At 40.4% G+C, this 15,448-nt stretch carries 14 protein-coding genes; 8 read left to right on the top strand and 6 right to left on the bottom strand.

From position 1 onward, the window contains the following. Positions 1-100: 100 nt before the first annotated feature. Genes ABLB98_RS11710 through ABLB98_RS11700 form a run of 3 tightly spaced genes read left to right on the top strand, consistent with a single transcriptional unit; the run spans position 101 to position 3,021 of the window. Positions 101-1,228, top strand: a complete 1,128-nt coding sequence (locus ABLB98_RS11710) for a Re/Si-specific NAD(P)(+) transhydrogenase subunit alpha (RefSeq protein ID WP_087536582.1) — start codon at positions 101-103, stop codon at positions 1,226-1,228. 11 nt (positions 1,229-1,239) lie between these two features. Continuing rightward, a complete protein-coding gene (locus ABLB98_RS11705) occupies positions 1,240-1,563 on the top strand; it encodes a proton-translocating transhydrogenase family protein (RefSeq protein ID WP_004678363.1) in 324 nt (107 codons plus the stop codon). 3 nt (positions 1,564-1,566) lie between these two features. Beyond that, a complete protein-coding gene (locus ABLB98_RS11700) occupies positions 1,567-3,021 on the top strand; it encodes an NAD(P)(+) transhydrogenase (Re/Si-specific) subunit beta (RefSeq protein WP_348883090.1) in 1,455 nt (484 codons plus the stop codon). Between the two features lie 59 nt (positions 3,022-3,080). Here the strand turns inward: ABLB98_RS11700 and ABLB98_RS11695 are convergent, their stop codons facing one another. Next, positions 3,081-3,902 (bottom strand): SDR family NAD(P)-dependent oxidoreductase, encoded by an 822-nt coding sequence (locus tag ABLB98_RS11695; protein ID WP_348883089.1) that lies wholly within the window; start codon positions 3,900-3,902, stop codon positions 3,081-3,083. Between the two features lie 262 nt (positions 3,903-4,164). Between ABLB98_RS11695 and ABLB98_RS11690 the strand changes: the two genes are divergently transcribed. Continuing rightward, a complete protein-coding gene (locus tag ABLB98_RS11690; protein WP_046738498.1) occupies positions 4,165-5,487 on the top strand; it encodes an ammonium transporter in 1,323 nt (440 codons plus the stop codon). A 12-nt stretch (positions 5,488-5,499) separates the two neighbouring features. Further along, the gene (locus tag ABLB98_RS11685; RefSeq protein WP_348883088.1) at positions 5,500-6,114 is read left to right on the top strand and encodes a hypothetical protein; all 615 of its coding nucleotides are present in this window, start codon (positions 5,500-5,502) and stop codon (positions 6,112-6,114) included. 42 nt (positions 6,115-6,156) lie between these two features. Here the strand turns inward: ABLB98_RS11685 and rsfS are convergent, their stop codons facing one another. The 5 genes from rsfS to ABLB98_RS11660 all read right to left on the bottom strand — a co-directional run bounded on the left by rsfS (position 6,157) and on the right by ABLB98_RS11660 (position 12,015). Further along, the gene (rsfS, locus tag ABLB98_RS11680; RefSeq protein WP_004664160.1) at positions 6,157-6,555 is read right to left on the bottom strand and encodes a ribosome silencing factor; all 399 of its coding nucleotides are present in this window, start codon (positions 6,553-6,555) and stop codon (positions 6,157-6,159) included. Between the two features lie 81 nt (positions 6,556-6,636). Next, entirely contained in the window at positions 6,637-7,431 is a 795-nt protein-coding gene (locus ABLB98_RS11675; RefSeq protein ID WP_348883087.1) for a TIM barrel protein, read from the bottom strand. Between the two features lie 23 nt (positions 7,432-7,454). Then, positions 7,455-8,321, bottom strand: a complete 867-nt coding sequence (locus ABLB98_RS11670) for an NAD(P)-dependent oxidoreductase (RefSeq protein ID WP_348883086.1) — start codon at positions 8,319-8,321, stop codon at positions 7,455-7,457. Between the two features lie 18 nt (positions 8,322-8,339). Next, positions 8,340-9,128: a crotonase/enoyl-CoA hydratase family protein gene (locus tag ABLB98_RS11665; protein WP_087545598.1), complete on the bottom strand. Its 789-nt coding sequence runs from the start codon at positions 9,126-9,128 to the stop codon at positions 8,340-8,342. A gap of 76 nt (positions 9,129-9,204) precedes the next feature. Next, complete coding sequence (locus ABLB98_RS11660; RefSeq protein WP_348883085.1) at positions 9,205-12,015, bottom strand: ATP-binding protein; 2,811 nt, start codon at positions 12,013-12,015, stop codon at positions 9,205-9,207. A gap of 149 nt (positions 12,016-12,164) precedes the next feature. On the opposite strand from ABLB98_RS11660, the gene cysM reads away from it, so the two are divergent. From cysM to rlmD, 3 genes are all read left to right on the top strand, one after another. Further along, positions 12,165-13,088: a cysteine synthase CysM gene (gene cysM / locus ABLB98_RS11655; protein ID WP_004678341.1), complete on the top strand. Its 924-nt coding sequence runs from the start codon at positions 12,165-12,167 to the stop codon at positions 13,086-13,088. An 89-nt stretch (positions 13,089-13,177) separates the two neighbouring features. Continuing rightward, positions 13,178-13,999: a 3'-5' exonuclease gene (locus ABLB98_RS11650; RefSeq protein ID WP_348883083.1), complete on the top strand. Its 822-nt coding sequence runs from the start codon at positions 13,178-13,180 to the stop codon at positions 13,997-13,999. 9 nt (positions 14,000-14,008) lie between these two features. After that, entirely contained in the window at positions 14,009-15,418 is a 1,410-nt protein-coding gene (rlmD, locus tag ABLB98_RS11645) for a 23S rRNA (uracil(1939)-C(5))-methyltransferase RlmD (RefSeq protein ID WP_348883082.1), read from the top strand. The last annotated feature ends 30 nt before the right edge of the window (positions 15,419-15,448 follow it).

Raw genomic sequence — 15,448 nt, 5'->3', positions numbered from 1 at the left:
AAAAGTTCCATTAGAATCCAAAATTCAACAAAGAATACTCCTGGGGGAAACATTGCTACTCGCGATGTTTACTTAAGAAAAACTAGCTTGAGGAACGCTCATGCAGATCGGAATCCCAACCGAAACTGTTGCAGGTGAAAGTCGTGTAGCGGCAACACCAGAAACAGTTAAGAAGTTGATTAACGCAGGTCATAGCATTGTCATTCAACGTGGCGCTGGTGTTAAAGCAGCCTATATTGACAGTGCTTATGAACAAGTTGGCGCAACTATTACGGACGATGCTTATACAGGCAGCCAAATTATTTTGAAGGTACGTGCCCCTAAAGGTGACGAAATTCAAAAACTTGCGGCAAATACAACTGTAATAGCTATGTTTGACCCTTACCGCAATCCAGAATTAGACCAGTTTGCTACTCAGCAAGTGTCTGCTTTTGCTTTAGAGTTACTTCCTCGTACGCTTTCACGTGCACAAAATATGGATGTACTTTCTTCTCAAGCAAACTTAGCGGGTTATAAATCTGTATTGTTAGCTGCGGCTGAATATCAACGTATGTTCCCAATGTTAATGACTGCTGCGGGTACCGTAAAACCTGCGCGTGTTGTGATCATGGGTGTTGGTGTTGCTGGTCTTCAAGCGATTGCGACTGCAAAACGTTTAGGTGCAGTTGTAGAAGCAACTGACTTACGTCCAACGGCTAAAGAACAAGTTGAGTCTTTAGGTGGTAAATGGTTAGACGTACCAATGTCAGACGAAGAAAAACAACGTGCTGCTGAAGCTGCGAAAAGCGGTTATGGTTGGCAGCCGGGTGAGCAATACATCAAAGATCAAGCTGCGATTGTAGATAAAGCTGTATCAAATGCTGACATCGTAATCACGACTGCATTGATTCCGGGTCGTAATGCTCCGCGTCTGATCAAGGCTGAAACTGTTGCCAAGATGAAACCGGGTTCTGTCATTTTAGATATGGCAGTTGAAACGGGTGGTAACGTTGAAGGTTCTAAAGAAGGCGAAACTGTTGTTACTGAAAATGGTGTGAAAATTTTGGGTATTCCAAACATTCCAGGCACAGTTGCAACTGAAGCATCTGCATTGTATGCACGTAACGTTTTTAACTTCCTTGAAACATTATTCGACAAAGACAAAAACTTTGCGATTAATCAAGAAGATGAAATCCAAAAAGCGTTACTCGTGACTCATGGCGGTCAAGTACTGCTCAAGCGCGGTTAAGGAGAGTTCTCATGGTTGAAACGATTACAATTTTCGTCCTTGCCATCTTCGTAGGTTACTACGTAGTTTGGGGAGTAACACCTGCGTTACATACACCACTTATGGCGGTAACGAACGCATTGTCTTCAATCATTATCGTTGGGGCAATGATCCAAACCGTGGGTATGCCTGTGATTGGTGTTGATGCCAATGTAGCTTTCCAAAGCGTAAATGTTGTAAGCATCTTGGGTGCGATTGCTGTGTTCTTGGCAAGTATCAACATTTTTGGTGGCTTCGCTGTAACTGCTCGTATGCTTGAAATGTTCAAGCCGAAGCAAAAGAAAAAAGAGGGCTAATAGATGGAATTTATTCGAGACTATGCGGATTGGTTCTACCTGATTGGTGCCGTCCTTTTTATCTTAACTTTGCGTGGTTTGTCAGGTCCTAAAACTGCCATTCAAGGTAACCGTTACGGCATGATCGCAATGGCGATTGCTGTAGTAACAACATTCTTTGTTGCAGAACATCCAGTTGTTTGGATGATCGTTGGTGCGATGGTATTGGGTGCTGTTGTTGGTATCGCTCGTGCGCGAACTGTTCCGATGACACAAATGCCTGAAACAGTGGCTTTAATGCACTCATTAGTTGGTTTGGCTGCGGTATTAATTGCGATTGCAGCGATTTTACACAACAACCAATTAACAGCATTGTTTGCTGAAAATGAAGCTGCTTTGACTGCTGCTGGCGTACAGCATGCTCATATGAGCAAAGTTCATTTATTTGAATTGTTTGTAGGTTGCTTCGTTGGTGCGATTACATTTACAGCATCAGTATTTGCTTACGGTAAATTAGCTGCTAAAAAATGGGCAAAAACGATTTCTGGTGCATGGGTTAAACCTGTTCAAGCGCTTATCTTTGCTGCAATGCTTGCGGCAGGCATTATGTTCTTCTTGACGAATAACATGACTGCATTCTGGGCAATGACAGCACTTGCACTTGCATTTGGCTGGGTATGGATTGCGCCAGTTGGTGGCGGTGATATGCCAGTTGTGGTATCGCTTCTTAACTCATTCTCTGGTTGGGCTGCAGCTGGTATTGGTTTCACACTAGAAAACAATATGTTAATCGTTGCGGGTTCACTTGTAGGTTCTTCTGGTGCGATTCTTTCTTACATCATGTGTAAGGCGATGAACCGTTCAATCATCAACGTATTGTTTGGTGGTGCAATGGGTGGTGCAGCAGTTGCTACAGCGGACAAAGGCGAACAAGTTCAACGTAACTATCGTTCTGGTTCAGCAGATGACGCAGGCTTCCTGATGTCAAATGCTGACAGCGTTGTGATTGTACCAGGTTATGGTATGGCGCAAGGTCGTGCACAAAATGCAGTTAAAGAATTATGTGAAATCTTAAAAGAACAGGGCGTAAAAGTTCGCTTTGCGATTCACCCAGTTGCGGGTCGTATGCCTGGTCACATGAACGTATTACTTGCTGAAGCTGATGTTGCATATGAAGACATCTTAGAGATGGATGAGATTAACTCAGACTTCCCTGCAACAGACGTAGTACTTGTAATTGGTGCGAATGACGTAGTTAACCCTGCGGCGAAAGATGATCCGACATCACCAATCTATGGTATGCCGATCCTTGAAGCGCATAAAGCTCGTACTATCATGGTGATCAAGCGTTCTATGGCAACAGGTTATGCTGGCTTAGACAACGACTTGTTCTACAATGAAAAAACTATGATGATCTTCGGTGATGCGAAGAAAGTTGTGGAAGATATGACGAAAGCAATCAATGGTGGTGGTCACTAATCTGACCTCATTAAGATTGTAAAAGCCACCCAAGGGTGGCTTTTTTATTTTCGATTTAATTAAAGATATTTTTCTACAAGATCCATAGACTGAGCATAAAGATCACGGGCAAGCTGCTGATTTTTAGCATGTGGTGATTTCCAGTCTGGCATGTGTGCACTGACATATTCTCCATTACGCTTTGCCCACTCATCTCCAGTCGCCATTTGTGTAATCAACTTTGCAGGAACAGAAGTGGGTACTAAACCTAGTTTCATGACTTCATAGATTGGTTTAGGGAGTTCTCTATAGATATCTGATGCAACACCGCCTGGATGTAAAGCATTATTGGTAATTGTGCTGTTTGCCATTCTTTCTGCTAGTGCATTACTGAACAATAGATTTGCAAGTTTAGACTGGCCATAATAAAACAGTGGATTATAAAAACCCTCAGCACGAAATTTATTTGGTTTGATTGAACCCGCCCAATGTGCAATCGAAGCAAGATGTACGATTCGGGCTTTAGGTGCTTTTTCTAATACTGGGAGTAGTTTTTGCGTCAAAAGAAAGTGACCGAGATAATTCACCCCAAATTGTTGTTCAAATCCATCAGCAGTGAGTTGCTTGGTTTTGGCAAAAAGGCCAGCATTGTTGATTAAAACATCTAGATTGCCATATTGATCAGCGATTTGATCTGCCGCTTTTCGGGTTTGTTCAAGACTATTTAAATCAAGTGAAACTAAGTCTACTTGTGCTTGATCAAGTTTACGTAATTTTTCTTGTGCAGCTTGTGCTTTTTGAGGATTGCGGCAGGCAAGAATGACATGTTGTCCTTGTTTGACCAATTGCTCCGCTGTAGCAAAGCCAATTCCTGTATTTGCACCTGTAATCAAGACCTTCATGTGTTACTCCTGTGATACTTTTTATTAACTGAGTTCTAAGGTGGTGTTATAGTGCGTTAAATTTGACAATTTGTCATGTCAATTTTTTAAAATTACCAATAGCCCATCTTTGTACTTTGAGTAAAAAACTTTAATCATCAATATGAATTTTAAATCGCTTTTTTATGATAGATAAATATAAACCAATAAATTTTTTGAATAAATAAAGTTTGTTTTGGCATTCTCTTTGCATTTAATTTCTTGTTCTTTTTAGGGGAATTATATGAAAAATGTCGTATTGATTTTGCCATTTCTGTTGTTTCTCTCTTCCGCTACTTTTGCCGAAACTACACCTAATATTCAAGAAATTCGCCTTTCCTTGGATAGCGTGTGGGTGGTTGTTGGTGGAATTTTAGTTTTCTTTATGCAAGCAGGATTTGCTTTAATTGAAAGTGGATCTGTTCGTAGTAAGAATACCGTTAATGTTCTTATGAAAAATTATATGGATACCTGTATAGGCGGCATCATTTTTTGGCTATTTGGTTTTGGTTTGATGTTCGGTTTAAATCAAACAGGCTGGATAGGGTGGGGATATTTTATGCCGAGTCAATTAGATGACTGGCATTGGAATTTATTGTTTTTCCAAATGATGTTTGCAGCAACAGCAACCACGATTGCAAGTGGTGCGATGGCGGAGCGAATACATTTTGTGGCCTATGTGGTAAGTGCCATCTTTGTCAGTGGCGTGATTTATCCGATATTTGGAAGTTGGGCTTGGGGAGGATTGTTTGGTGGAGATGGTTGGTTAAAAGCTCTGGGTTTCATTGATTTTGCAGGTTCAACAGTCGTGCATTCAATTGGTGGTTGGGTGGCACTGGCAGGCATTATCGTGTTAGGACCACGTTTAGGTCGATTTGGTCGCAAAGGGCAAAGCCATTTTTTAGCAGGACATAACTTACCTCTTGTTGCATTAGGGGGCTTTATTTTGTGGTTTGCTTGGTTTGGTTTTAATGCCGCTTCAACCGTTGCAGCCAGTGTTAGTATTGGGCGTATTGCACTGAATACACATCTTGCTGCGTGTGCAGCAGCTTCAACTTACATGATTCTTGCACTGCTTCAATCAAAAGCAGTCTTGATGCGTCATACGATTAATGCTTCATTAGCGGGCCTAGTCGCAATTACGGCAGGATGTGCCACAATGTCACCGCCGTTTGCCATTATCACAGGGGCAATCGCTGGATTTTTAATTACCTTTGTTCCACAATTTATAGAAAAGATGCAGTTAGATGATGTGGTGGATGCTGTGACTGTTCATGGTGTTTGTGGTGCATGGGGGACATTAGCCGCAGGTATTTTCTTTGAAAAAGCACTATTTAATTTAGATATTATTCTTGTTCAGGCCTTAGGTGTGGGGGCTGCATTGATTTGGGGATTTGGTGCATCTTTTATTATGTTTAAATTACTCGATAAGCTCTTGGGTGGTTTGCGAGTTTCACAACAACATGAACAACGTGGTTTGGACTACACTGAACATGCGGAGTTATCTTATCCTGAGTTTCAAAGAGATGTGACTTTTGAGACTGAAAACATCACTCATCGGCATTAAGGGGTGATTGCTATGGTGGAACTGACAATTGAACAAAAGAAGCAGGCAGTCACAAAAGGATTATCCCAATTTTTGCCAGATAACGTGTTGCAACGTGTTTTACACTATTGGGAAAGTGAATATGGTCATCAGCCTTCTTTTGTATTAAACCGTTTTTTAAGTGAAATTTGTACAACACATGAGTTGCAGTTGCTCCGCAAAGACATGTTGCGTCAGGTCTTACATGAAATATCGATTGTTGAAAAGCAGCAACATCTTGAGGTTAAAGAGGATCTAGATGTGGTGATTGCGGAAGAAGAGCAGCCTGTAGATTTATTTCAAGCTTTTTATGATTTTATTATCACAATTTTAAAGTCAGTTCATCGGAATGATTATTTAGAGTTCGTAGATGAATTGGGGGTAAAAATGAAAAAGCATCGCTTATTGGCTGCTTATCGATTTATTGATGGTTCAGAAAAAAATTGTCTTAAGCAAATACCTCAAACACTCTATGCTGAACTGATTACAATTTTTTATGCCATTTATTGTGATTTTTATGGACCAAATAAAGCTGATCAGCTTTATGCGCAGATTAAGAATACAGTGAAGCAACAATATCCTGAAATTGATTTAAAACAGTTATTATGAATATAAAAAAAGCGACCAATTTGGGTCGCTTTTTTGAGAGCTTTAAGCTACTGATTCTGGTGCACGCCATAAACTTTCTAAGTCATAGAATTTACGGGCGGTAGGTAGCATAACGTGTACAACAACGAACCCTAGATCAATTAGGATCCATTCAGCATCTCGTTCACCCTCAACACCAATCGGGCGAAAACCTGCTTTACGTGCTTCATCAGCAACATTGTCAGCAAGTGCTTTGACATGACGAGTAGATGTTCCGCTTGCAATTACAATTGCATCGGCAACATTGCTAATAGAACTTACATCAAGTTCTAGAATATCTTTGGCTTTTACATCAGTAAGGGCTTCATGTACAACTTTTAAACAAGCATGTACATCTTTGTTTGCTGTTTTGATTTTTAGGTCGTGAGAATTAGAAGCGCTGGGCGATGGTTCTAAATTCATAGAGGGTATATTTTCCTGACAATTGCTCATCGTCAAATATACCGTTTTTCTCTATAAAATTCAAATTTCAGCAGTAACAGTTTATGTATTCACGTCATTGGAAAAGTACTTTTCTTTCCATGCAAAAGATTGATCTGATTGAGTTTTTGGTCGGTATTCTGCACCAATATAACCTTGATAGTCACTTTGACGTAACCAGTCAAAAATTTGCTTATAGGGAATATTTCCTGTGTCAGGTTCATGTCGATTTGGATAATCGGCGAATTGGATATGTCCAATTTGATGTAAATTTTCCTGTAATCCAGCCAAAATCTCTTCGCCCATCATTGCCATATGATAACAATCGTATTGCATCTTTAAAGCAGGATGGTTGACGACTTCCAGCATTTCTTGGGCTTGAGCGATATTCTGAACTAGAAAGCGTGGCATATCTGTGCCATTAATCATTTCAAAAACAGGTTCAATACCTTGTTCAGTGAGCATGTGGCAAGCAAGTTTCAAATTGCTTGCTAAGGCATTTAAACAAGGTAAGAGATCAGCATCTTGCGGCTGTTTACCCGCTAAAATATTGACTCGAGGAACATTCAATGCCTTTGCATAACGAATTGCAAGCATAAGGGCATGATGAAATTCAATTTCTTTTCCAGGAATACCTGCTAGGCCATTACCGCCCTGCATTAAATCGCCAGCAGGCACATTCATGAGGCAAAGGGAAAGATTGTATTGTTCAAGCTGAGTTTGAATATCAAAAATTTCTAATTCATATGGGAACTGAATTTCGATATGTTGGAAGCCATGTGCATGGGCTAAAGCAAAACGCTCAATCAAAGGGACTTCCGTAAAAATCATCGACAAATTGACTGCAAGATGGCTCATATTCAATCTCCTTCAATCAATTATTATTGCTCTATATATTGAATAATAGTCGCTAAATCATTATCAGCAAAGCCGTTTTCTTGGTGAGCTTGTAACTGTAGTAGGGCTTTTTGTGCAACAGGTATATTTAGGTTAAAACTATGTGCAAGTTTTAATGCATTGTTAAGGTCTTTAGATAAGGTCTGCACTTTCCATTGCACAGGCTCGAAAGTATGGGTTGCCATACGAGGAGCTAAAATTTGAAATGGTTTAGAATCTGCAAAACCGCCCGCGAGGGCAGGGGCAAGTAAGCTGGTATCTACGCCCGCATGATCTGCGAGGGCTACAGCCTCAGCAATCAGGGTGCTGTTTGCCGCAACGATGAGCTGATTACAAATTTTGGTGGCTTGTCCAGTCCCTGTTTCACCCATACGGGTAACACGTTGGGATAAGACTTTATAAATAGGCTCGAGTGCTTGGATGGTGTGTTCATCGCCACCAGCAAAAATGACCAATCTACCTTGTTCTGCACCGATAGTCCCACCTGAAACAGGCGAGTCAATCCAAGTCACTTGTTGCTGTTGGGCAGATTGTGCCAATTGTTGTGTCGCGGTTACCGACAAGCTAGAAAAATCAACAATCACTTGCTCTGCTTTTAAATAGGGCTGGATTTGATCGAAAACGCTTTGAACAGCTTGATCATCCGCTAAACATATTAGAATAATAGGGTATTGCGCAATCTTGTCTAATTCTAACTGAGTTGCACCTTGTTGAATAAGTGCTTCACATGCATGTTGGCTTCGATTCCATACCGCTACAGTATAACCAGCTTGAAGAAGTCGAGAGGCCATACGTGTACCCATTAAACCAATACCTAAGAACGCGATAGGTGTTTGTTGATTCGCATGCATGTGAATTTATCCTCGTGCTTATTTATATTGGCGCGGCAAGAATTGAATTTCTGGATTCTTATCTTTTTTACGTGCAAGGCTACTGTTTTTACCTAAAAGTAATTTAAGCTGCCACAGTTTTTCTAAACGTAAAGCCTTTTCAGGTTGATGTTCCATTGCATCCAATACTCGTTTCGCTGCCATAATTGCATCTGGCGAGCGCTGTAAGATTTCTTGGGCGATCACGTTTGCTTTGGCTAATGGATCATGATCTAAATGTGTTACTAGACCAATTTCTTTAGCGTATTCTGCGTCAAAGATACGCGCAGTCAGCGTTAGTTCTTTGGCTAGATCAACGCCGATCAGCCCTTTTAATGAGCGTGTTAAACCCATGTCAGGTACTAGGCCCCAACGGCTTTCCATAATCGACATTTTAGTAGTGGGAGTCGCAATACGAATATCCGCTGCGAGTGCAAGCTGCATTCCTGCACCAAAGCAAAAACCTTCGATCGCTGCAATAACTGGAATAGGCAAATTTTGCCAAATTAAAAAAGCTTTTTGAAATAAGCTTTGTCCTGGTTTGATCAGTTCCCATGCTGCAAATGCTGTATTCTTTGGATTATTTAGATCTGATAAGTCGATACCAGCACTAAATACCTGTGCTTCACCCGTGAGGATGACACAACGAATTGAACGATCTTTCTCAATTTTTTTAGCTGTTGCAACCAATTCTTTTAATAATGCAAAACTCATTGCATTGCGTTTATCTGGTCGATTTAAGGAAACAGTTGCAATCCCATTGTTCTTTTCAACGCGTAAAAGTGCCATTTACCATACTCTTATTGTGTTTGATTGGGGCAGCATAGCATGAGTCTTTAACCTGAAACATGACACCGCAGTCACATTAAATGTCATGAGCGTGTAAGATGAGATTTGCGGCTTGTCGCACCTGTTCAATGGCTGTATTTAATTCATTAAAGCGATAATTTGTTTCCCGAATAAAGCCGTCATCTGCTTTACGTCGTTCTTTACGTAGGGTTGAAACGAATTGTTCAAACTCGCCCGAAACCTGTTGTAAATTCGGTGTTCCCACGTATCGAGTAGCACCATATAGACGGTGTAAGACATGTTCCAGTTGAGGGAAGTCTTCCATTTCAATCAATTGTTGCATTTCAGCAAGTTCAGTATCGAAACTGTCTACCAACATATTCAATAGATCTTGTGCTAGATCTTCTTTGTTCGCTGCTAATTGAACACTTTGTTGCCAATTCAAAATTTGAGGATCAATCGTTTCAATCGAACGTTTTTGTTCCGTATTTGCTGGTTGGGAAGAGAAATTGTTTTTCGTCCAGTGCGTTAAGATTTGAATGATTTGTTCCATTTGAATCGGTTTGGTTACGTAATCATTCATACCCACTTTGAGTAATTTTTGCTTTTCGTCTGCTAGAGCATGTGCCGTGAGTGCAATAATCGGAAGTTGCATGCCTGTATCTAAAGTTGACTCTAAGGAACGAATTGCTCGTGTTGTATCAATTCCAGACATCACTGGCATTTGGATGTCCATAAAGACTAAGTCAAATGGCGGTAATTTTTGTTGTATACGTGCTTGAATGATATCAATCGCTTTCTGCCCACTGAGCGCTTTTGTAGTGGTCACGTTCAATTCACCAAGTAATGCTTCCAATACAATCAAGTTAGGTAAATGATCGTCCACAGCAAGTATATGTAATCCTTGACCATTAAAGTTTTCTGGTTCTGGCTCAAAGATAGGTTGATTTCCCAATAACTGAACCAGTTCACGACGACTCAACGGTTGGTAGAGCGGCCGCGCACGATATTCATTCAGCATGTTTGGCTCAAGGCTCATTTGGTAACCGTAAACGGCTAAATTTCCTTGGTAACGCTGACGAATTTCTTTGAGTAGTGCTTCTGTATCACCACTATGGTCAACGATGAGCCATGTATTTTCTTGCTGATTTAAATGATTCAGACGACTAAATAAATCCAAAATTGATTGTGTTTCGATATGTGAGACACGGTAGTTTTCTAAATATGAACGAAGCACACTCGCTGTGGCAGGATGGGCAAGGTAAGAGACTACTTTTAAATGATCGAAATGTGGATGCTCAACAAATTCATCTTGTTCATCTACTTTAAATGAAGCCGTAAACCAAAAAGTTGAACCTTTTTCTGTCGGTGCACGTTCTTGGTTGTCTTCAAAGCCAATTTGACCATGCATCAAATGAACAAGTTGTTTGGAAATCGCTAAGCCTAATCCTGTACCTCCAAATTGACGAGTAACGGAAGCATCACCTTGAGAAAATGATTCAAATAATTTTTTACGGTCGGTACCACTGAGACCAATACCACTATCTTGAACGCTGAAATGTAATAGGCATTGTCCAATATCATCATCTTCCATACGTACACGAACAATGATTTCACCATCTGGAGTGAACTTAATGGCATTGGAAATGAGGTTGGTCAGAATTTGTTTAAAACGTAAGGCATCGCCAATCACATGCTGTGGAATATTCTCAGCGTAGTAAAATGCCATATTGATATGTTTTTGCGCTGCAAGCGGAGAAAGCATATCCATCACATCAAAAATAGCTTCTTCCAAATCAAATGGTGCAGTTTCGAGTTCTAATTTACCTGCGTCAATTTTAGAGAAATCAAGTACATCATTAATCAGTGCCAATAGGTGAGCAGATGATTTACGAATAGTCTGTAGGTATAGGTTTTGTTCATTACTGAGGTTCTGCTGACGAAGCAATAAATGAATAAAGCCATCAATACTGTTGAGAGGTGTTCTTAGCTCATGGCTGATATTGGCTAAAAAGACTGATTTAGATTGATTCGATGAAATCGCTTGGTCACGTGCTTGACGATAGGTAATGTTCTGAACTTCGAGTGTGTCTAAGGTACGACGTAAATCCTCTTCGGTTTGTTCAGTATGCTCTTTCAACTCCAAGAAACTAAAATGTAAACGTTTGACTACATTGGCAATATCACGCTGGAGCAGGCGTAACTCACCAGTACTGTTTACTACAATATGTTGATCTAATGTATCTGCATTTAAGCGTTGCATTTGCATTCGTATTTCATACAGTGGAGCTAACCAACGTCTTGAAAATACGTTTAAGCAAAGTAATAAAAGTAATAGGGTAATTAGTCCAGTCACAACCAAGGCTAATAGAATTTTATAACGAGCTAACTCAAGTGGCTGATTGTCTAATTCAATCATGAGCCAAATTGATTCGTTATGACCACCAGCCAATTTTGCACCATAGATGCTGTTGTGTTTATGTGCGATTGGACCAAAAAAATTACTGTTATTTGGAAAAGTTGGCCAAAAACGATTATTTTGATAACCAATACTGAGATAGGTTTGCCCTTGATTATCAATAATGACAGCGCGTTGTAAGTTTTTCTCATCAAACATTTTTTGCATAATGTTTTGAGCGCGATCATATTGATCGGGGTGTTGTTGTACCAGTTGCAGTAATTTTTCTGCGGTTTGATGATAACGAGCTAAGATCGCTGAAGCATCGGAATGCTGTTGTTGTTTGGCTGCACTGGTGGTTTCAGATAAAACCCATAAAATTCCAACACATGTCAGTACGGCGATCGGCACTAAAATAAGTGCAATCAATTGTCCATAAGCATGATTGAGCCGTAAGCGTTTTGACAGGATTTTATTGAAATTTGACATAGTGCGGTCAGATTTATCATTCTGTGCAACATTTTAGCATGCTTTGTGGCAAACAGAGGTACGGGCTAGCCAATAAAAAGCATAGTGAAAAGGTGCAGTATTTCTTATTTTTTCATACAATAGTCGCCACCTTAATATCGGTGTCGATCATGACGAATACGCAAACTGATTTTTTAGCAGATGAATTTTTACTAGATTATTATGTCGGTAAAAGCCCTTTAGTGCGTTTGCAACGTTTAGCAAGTCATACTCAAGCTACCGTATTAGCGAAATTAGAAGGTAATAATCCTGCTGGCTCAGTCAAAGATCGCCCTGCTTATAACATGATTGTTCAAGCAGAGAAACGTGGACAAATTCAACCTGGTGATACTTTAATTGAAGCCACTAGCGGTAACACTGGCATTGCTTTAGCCATGGTTGCAGCCATGCGTGGTTATAAAATGAAGCTGATCATGCCAAATAACATGAGCCAAGAACGTAAAGATGCAATGTTGGCTTATGGTGCTGAGTTAATCGAAGTGACTAAACAGCAAGGTATGGAAGGCGCACGCGATTTAGCTTTACAAATGCAGGCTGATGGCAAGGGGTTTGTGCTGAACCAGTTTGGCAACCCAGATAATGTTGAGGCGCATTACCTCACCACAGGCCCTGAAATCTGGAAGCAGACGGGTGGAAAAATCACTCATTTTGTCAGCTCGATGGGTACTACAGGCACCATCATGGGGGTGTCAAAATATCTAAAAGAACAAAATCCAGACATTCAGATTGTGGGTTTACAACCTGAAGATGGAGCGAGCATTGCGGGAATTCGCCGTTGGCCTGAAGAATATCTTCCAACTATTTTTGATCGTCGTCGTGTGGATCGAATTATTGATATTCCACAGATTGAAGCAGAAAAAACCATGCGTAAGTTAGCACGTACTGAAGGTATTAGTGCAGGTACTTCTTCTGGTGGTGCAGTTTGGGCATCGATTAAGATCGCTGAAGAACACCCAGATGCTGTGATTGTCTGCATTATCTGTGACCGAGGTGATCGTTATTTGTCAACAGGGCTGTTTTCAGTTCAAGATTAAAATCTTCCCCTAATCCCTCTCTGTTAAAAAGAGGGAGAACACCTCCCTTTATAAAAGGTGGGTTGGGAGGGATTTGAAGAGATTTCAAGATGAATTTACGTTTTCCAATTTTAGTTTTTGATATTGAGACACTCACCGATTTAAAGGCGGGTGCTCATCTTTATCATCTTGATTTACCTGAAGCCGATGTTGAACAAGCATTAACGAAGATTCGCCGTCAAGAATCTGGTATGGATTTTCAACGCCTACCTTTGCATGAAATTGTGTGTATTTCTGGTTTGTGGATTGATGAAAAAGGGATTCGACTTTTTTCATTTAGTCAGGAGCAAAATACAGAAGCTGAAATGTTGACTAAATTTTTATCTATTTTTGACAAGAAGCAACCGACACTAATCAGTTGGAATGGCTCGCAATTTGATCTGCCTGTGATTTTATTCCGAGCCATGTATCATGGGCTTTCTGCGCCCAGCCTGTTTGATCAGGGTGAAATTGATAACCAAAAGCGCTTTAACAACTACCAGAACCGTTACCACCACCGTCATGTTGACCTGATGGATGTAATGGCGATGTTTAATGGACGCAATTTCCAAAAACTTGATGATGTTGCTTGTCTTTTAGGATTCCCTGGAAAACGTGGTGAGACTGGTTATCATGTGCCAGAGTATGTGAGTACTGAACAATGGTTAAAACTGACCAGTTATTGTGAAGGTGATGTTTTAAATACATGGTTGATCTATTTACGTTGGTTGTTGCTCAAAGGGCAGCTTAATCAACATGATCATCAGCATTGGCTTCAAACCACGATCGATTATTTACAAACTCAAACGCAACAAACAGAATTCTTACAGGTATGGCAACAAACATCGCAATATACTGTATTTACCGCAAATACGTTTGCGCCAAAAAATTAGGTTGATCTTTTGAAACATAAAGCGAAACAGCGCCCAGCTCAATATCCAACATATACCTTTCAAATCGAAGCTTTTTCTCATGAGGGGCGAGGGATTGCGCATTATGGAACGCATCCTGATCATCCAAAAGAAAAGCATGGCAAGAAGGTTTTTATTCGTTATGCGCTCGTGGGTGAAACAGTACAAGCCAAGATTAGCAATCAAACTTCTCGTTTAGAAGAAGCGGATATGGTTAAGCTAGAAAGTGATGCGGCTGTGGGACGAGTCGATCCAATTTGTCAGCATTTTGGGGTGTGTGGTGGCTGTAGCTTGCAACATATTCATCCAGATGAACAGATTTTATTAAAACAGAATGTATTAAAGTCACATTTACAACATTTTGCTGGTTTACAACCAGAGCAATGGTTAGATCCAATCCGCTCTGAAAAAATAGATTATCGTCGTCGTGCTCGAGTCGGCGTTCGCTATATTGCTAAACAAAATCGTTTGGTGATGGGCTTTCGTGAGCATCACAGTAATCATTTAACACCGATTCAGCAGTGTCATGTTCTTGATCAGCATTTGTCCGAAAGTTTAGTAGAGTTGAGAAAACTACTCGAAAGTCTAACAGGCAAAGCCCACATTGGTCATATAGAATTAGCAATGGGTGATACCGAGACAGCATTATTGATTCGCCACTTGGATGAATTAAATGTGTCGGATGTCAACCAATTACGTCAATTTGCGTTACTAAAGGATTGGCAGTTGTATTTACAACCTAAAGGCGCAGATAGTTTACATCGTGTTGATGATGCTCAAGCACCGATGCGTTTGCACTATAGTCTGGATGAGTTTGCGGTTAAATTTGCATTTTCACCTTTAGACTTTACTCAGGTGAATAGCGGTGTAAATGCAAAGATGATTCACTTGGCATGTGAATTGCTAGATTTACAGAAAGGGGAGAGAGTGCTCGACCTGTTTTGTGGACTGGGTAATTTTTCCTTACCTTTAGCACGTTGTGTTGGTGAGACAGGTCAGGTCATTGGTGTTGAAGCAAGTGATGAGATGGTACAACGGGCAACTGAAAATGCGAAAGCAAATCAATTGTCTCAGGCATTGTTCTTTTCACAAGATTTAACAAAAGACTTTTCGCATCATTCTTGGGCAAAACAGGGATTTGATGCATTATTAATTGATCCTCCTCGATCAGGTGCGTTTGAGGTTATGCAATATGTACCTAATTTTGGAGCAAAAAGAATCGTTTATGTTTCATGTAATCCATCAACGCTGGCAAGGGATGCGGGTGTACTGGCACAATATGGTTATCAACTTAAAAAAGCGGCAGTCATGGACATGTTTACCCATACTGAGCATGTTGAATCAATTGCCTTATTTGAAAAAAATGAGCAATTTGAAAAGACCCAAGAGATAAACGATTAGAGAATGAGTTACATATCCAGAGGAGAATGG

This window comes from Acinetobacter yuyunsongii, from assembly GCF_041021915.1.
GTDB lineage: Bacteria > Pseudomonadota > Gammaproteobacteria > Pseudomonadales > Moraxellaceae > Acinetobacter.
Note: the sequence above shows the minus strand (reverse complement) of the source record. Positions and strands in the feature narration are given on the sequence as shown.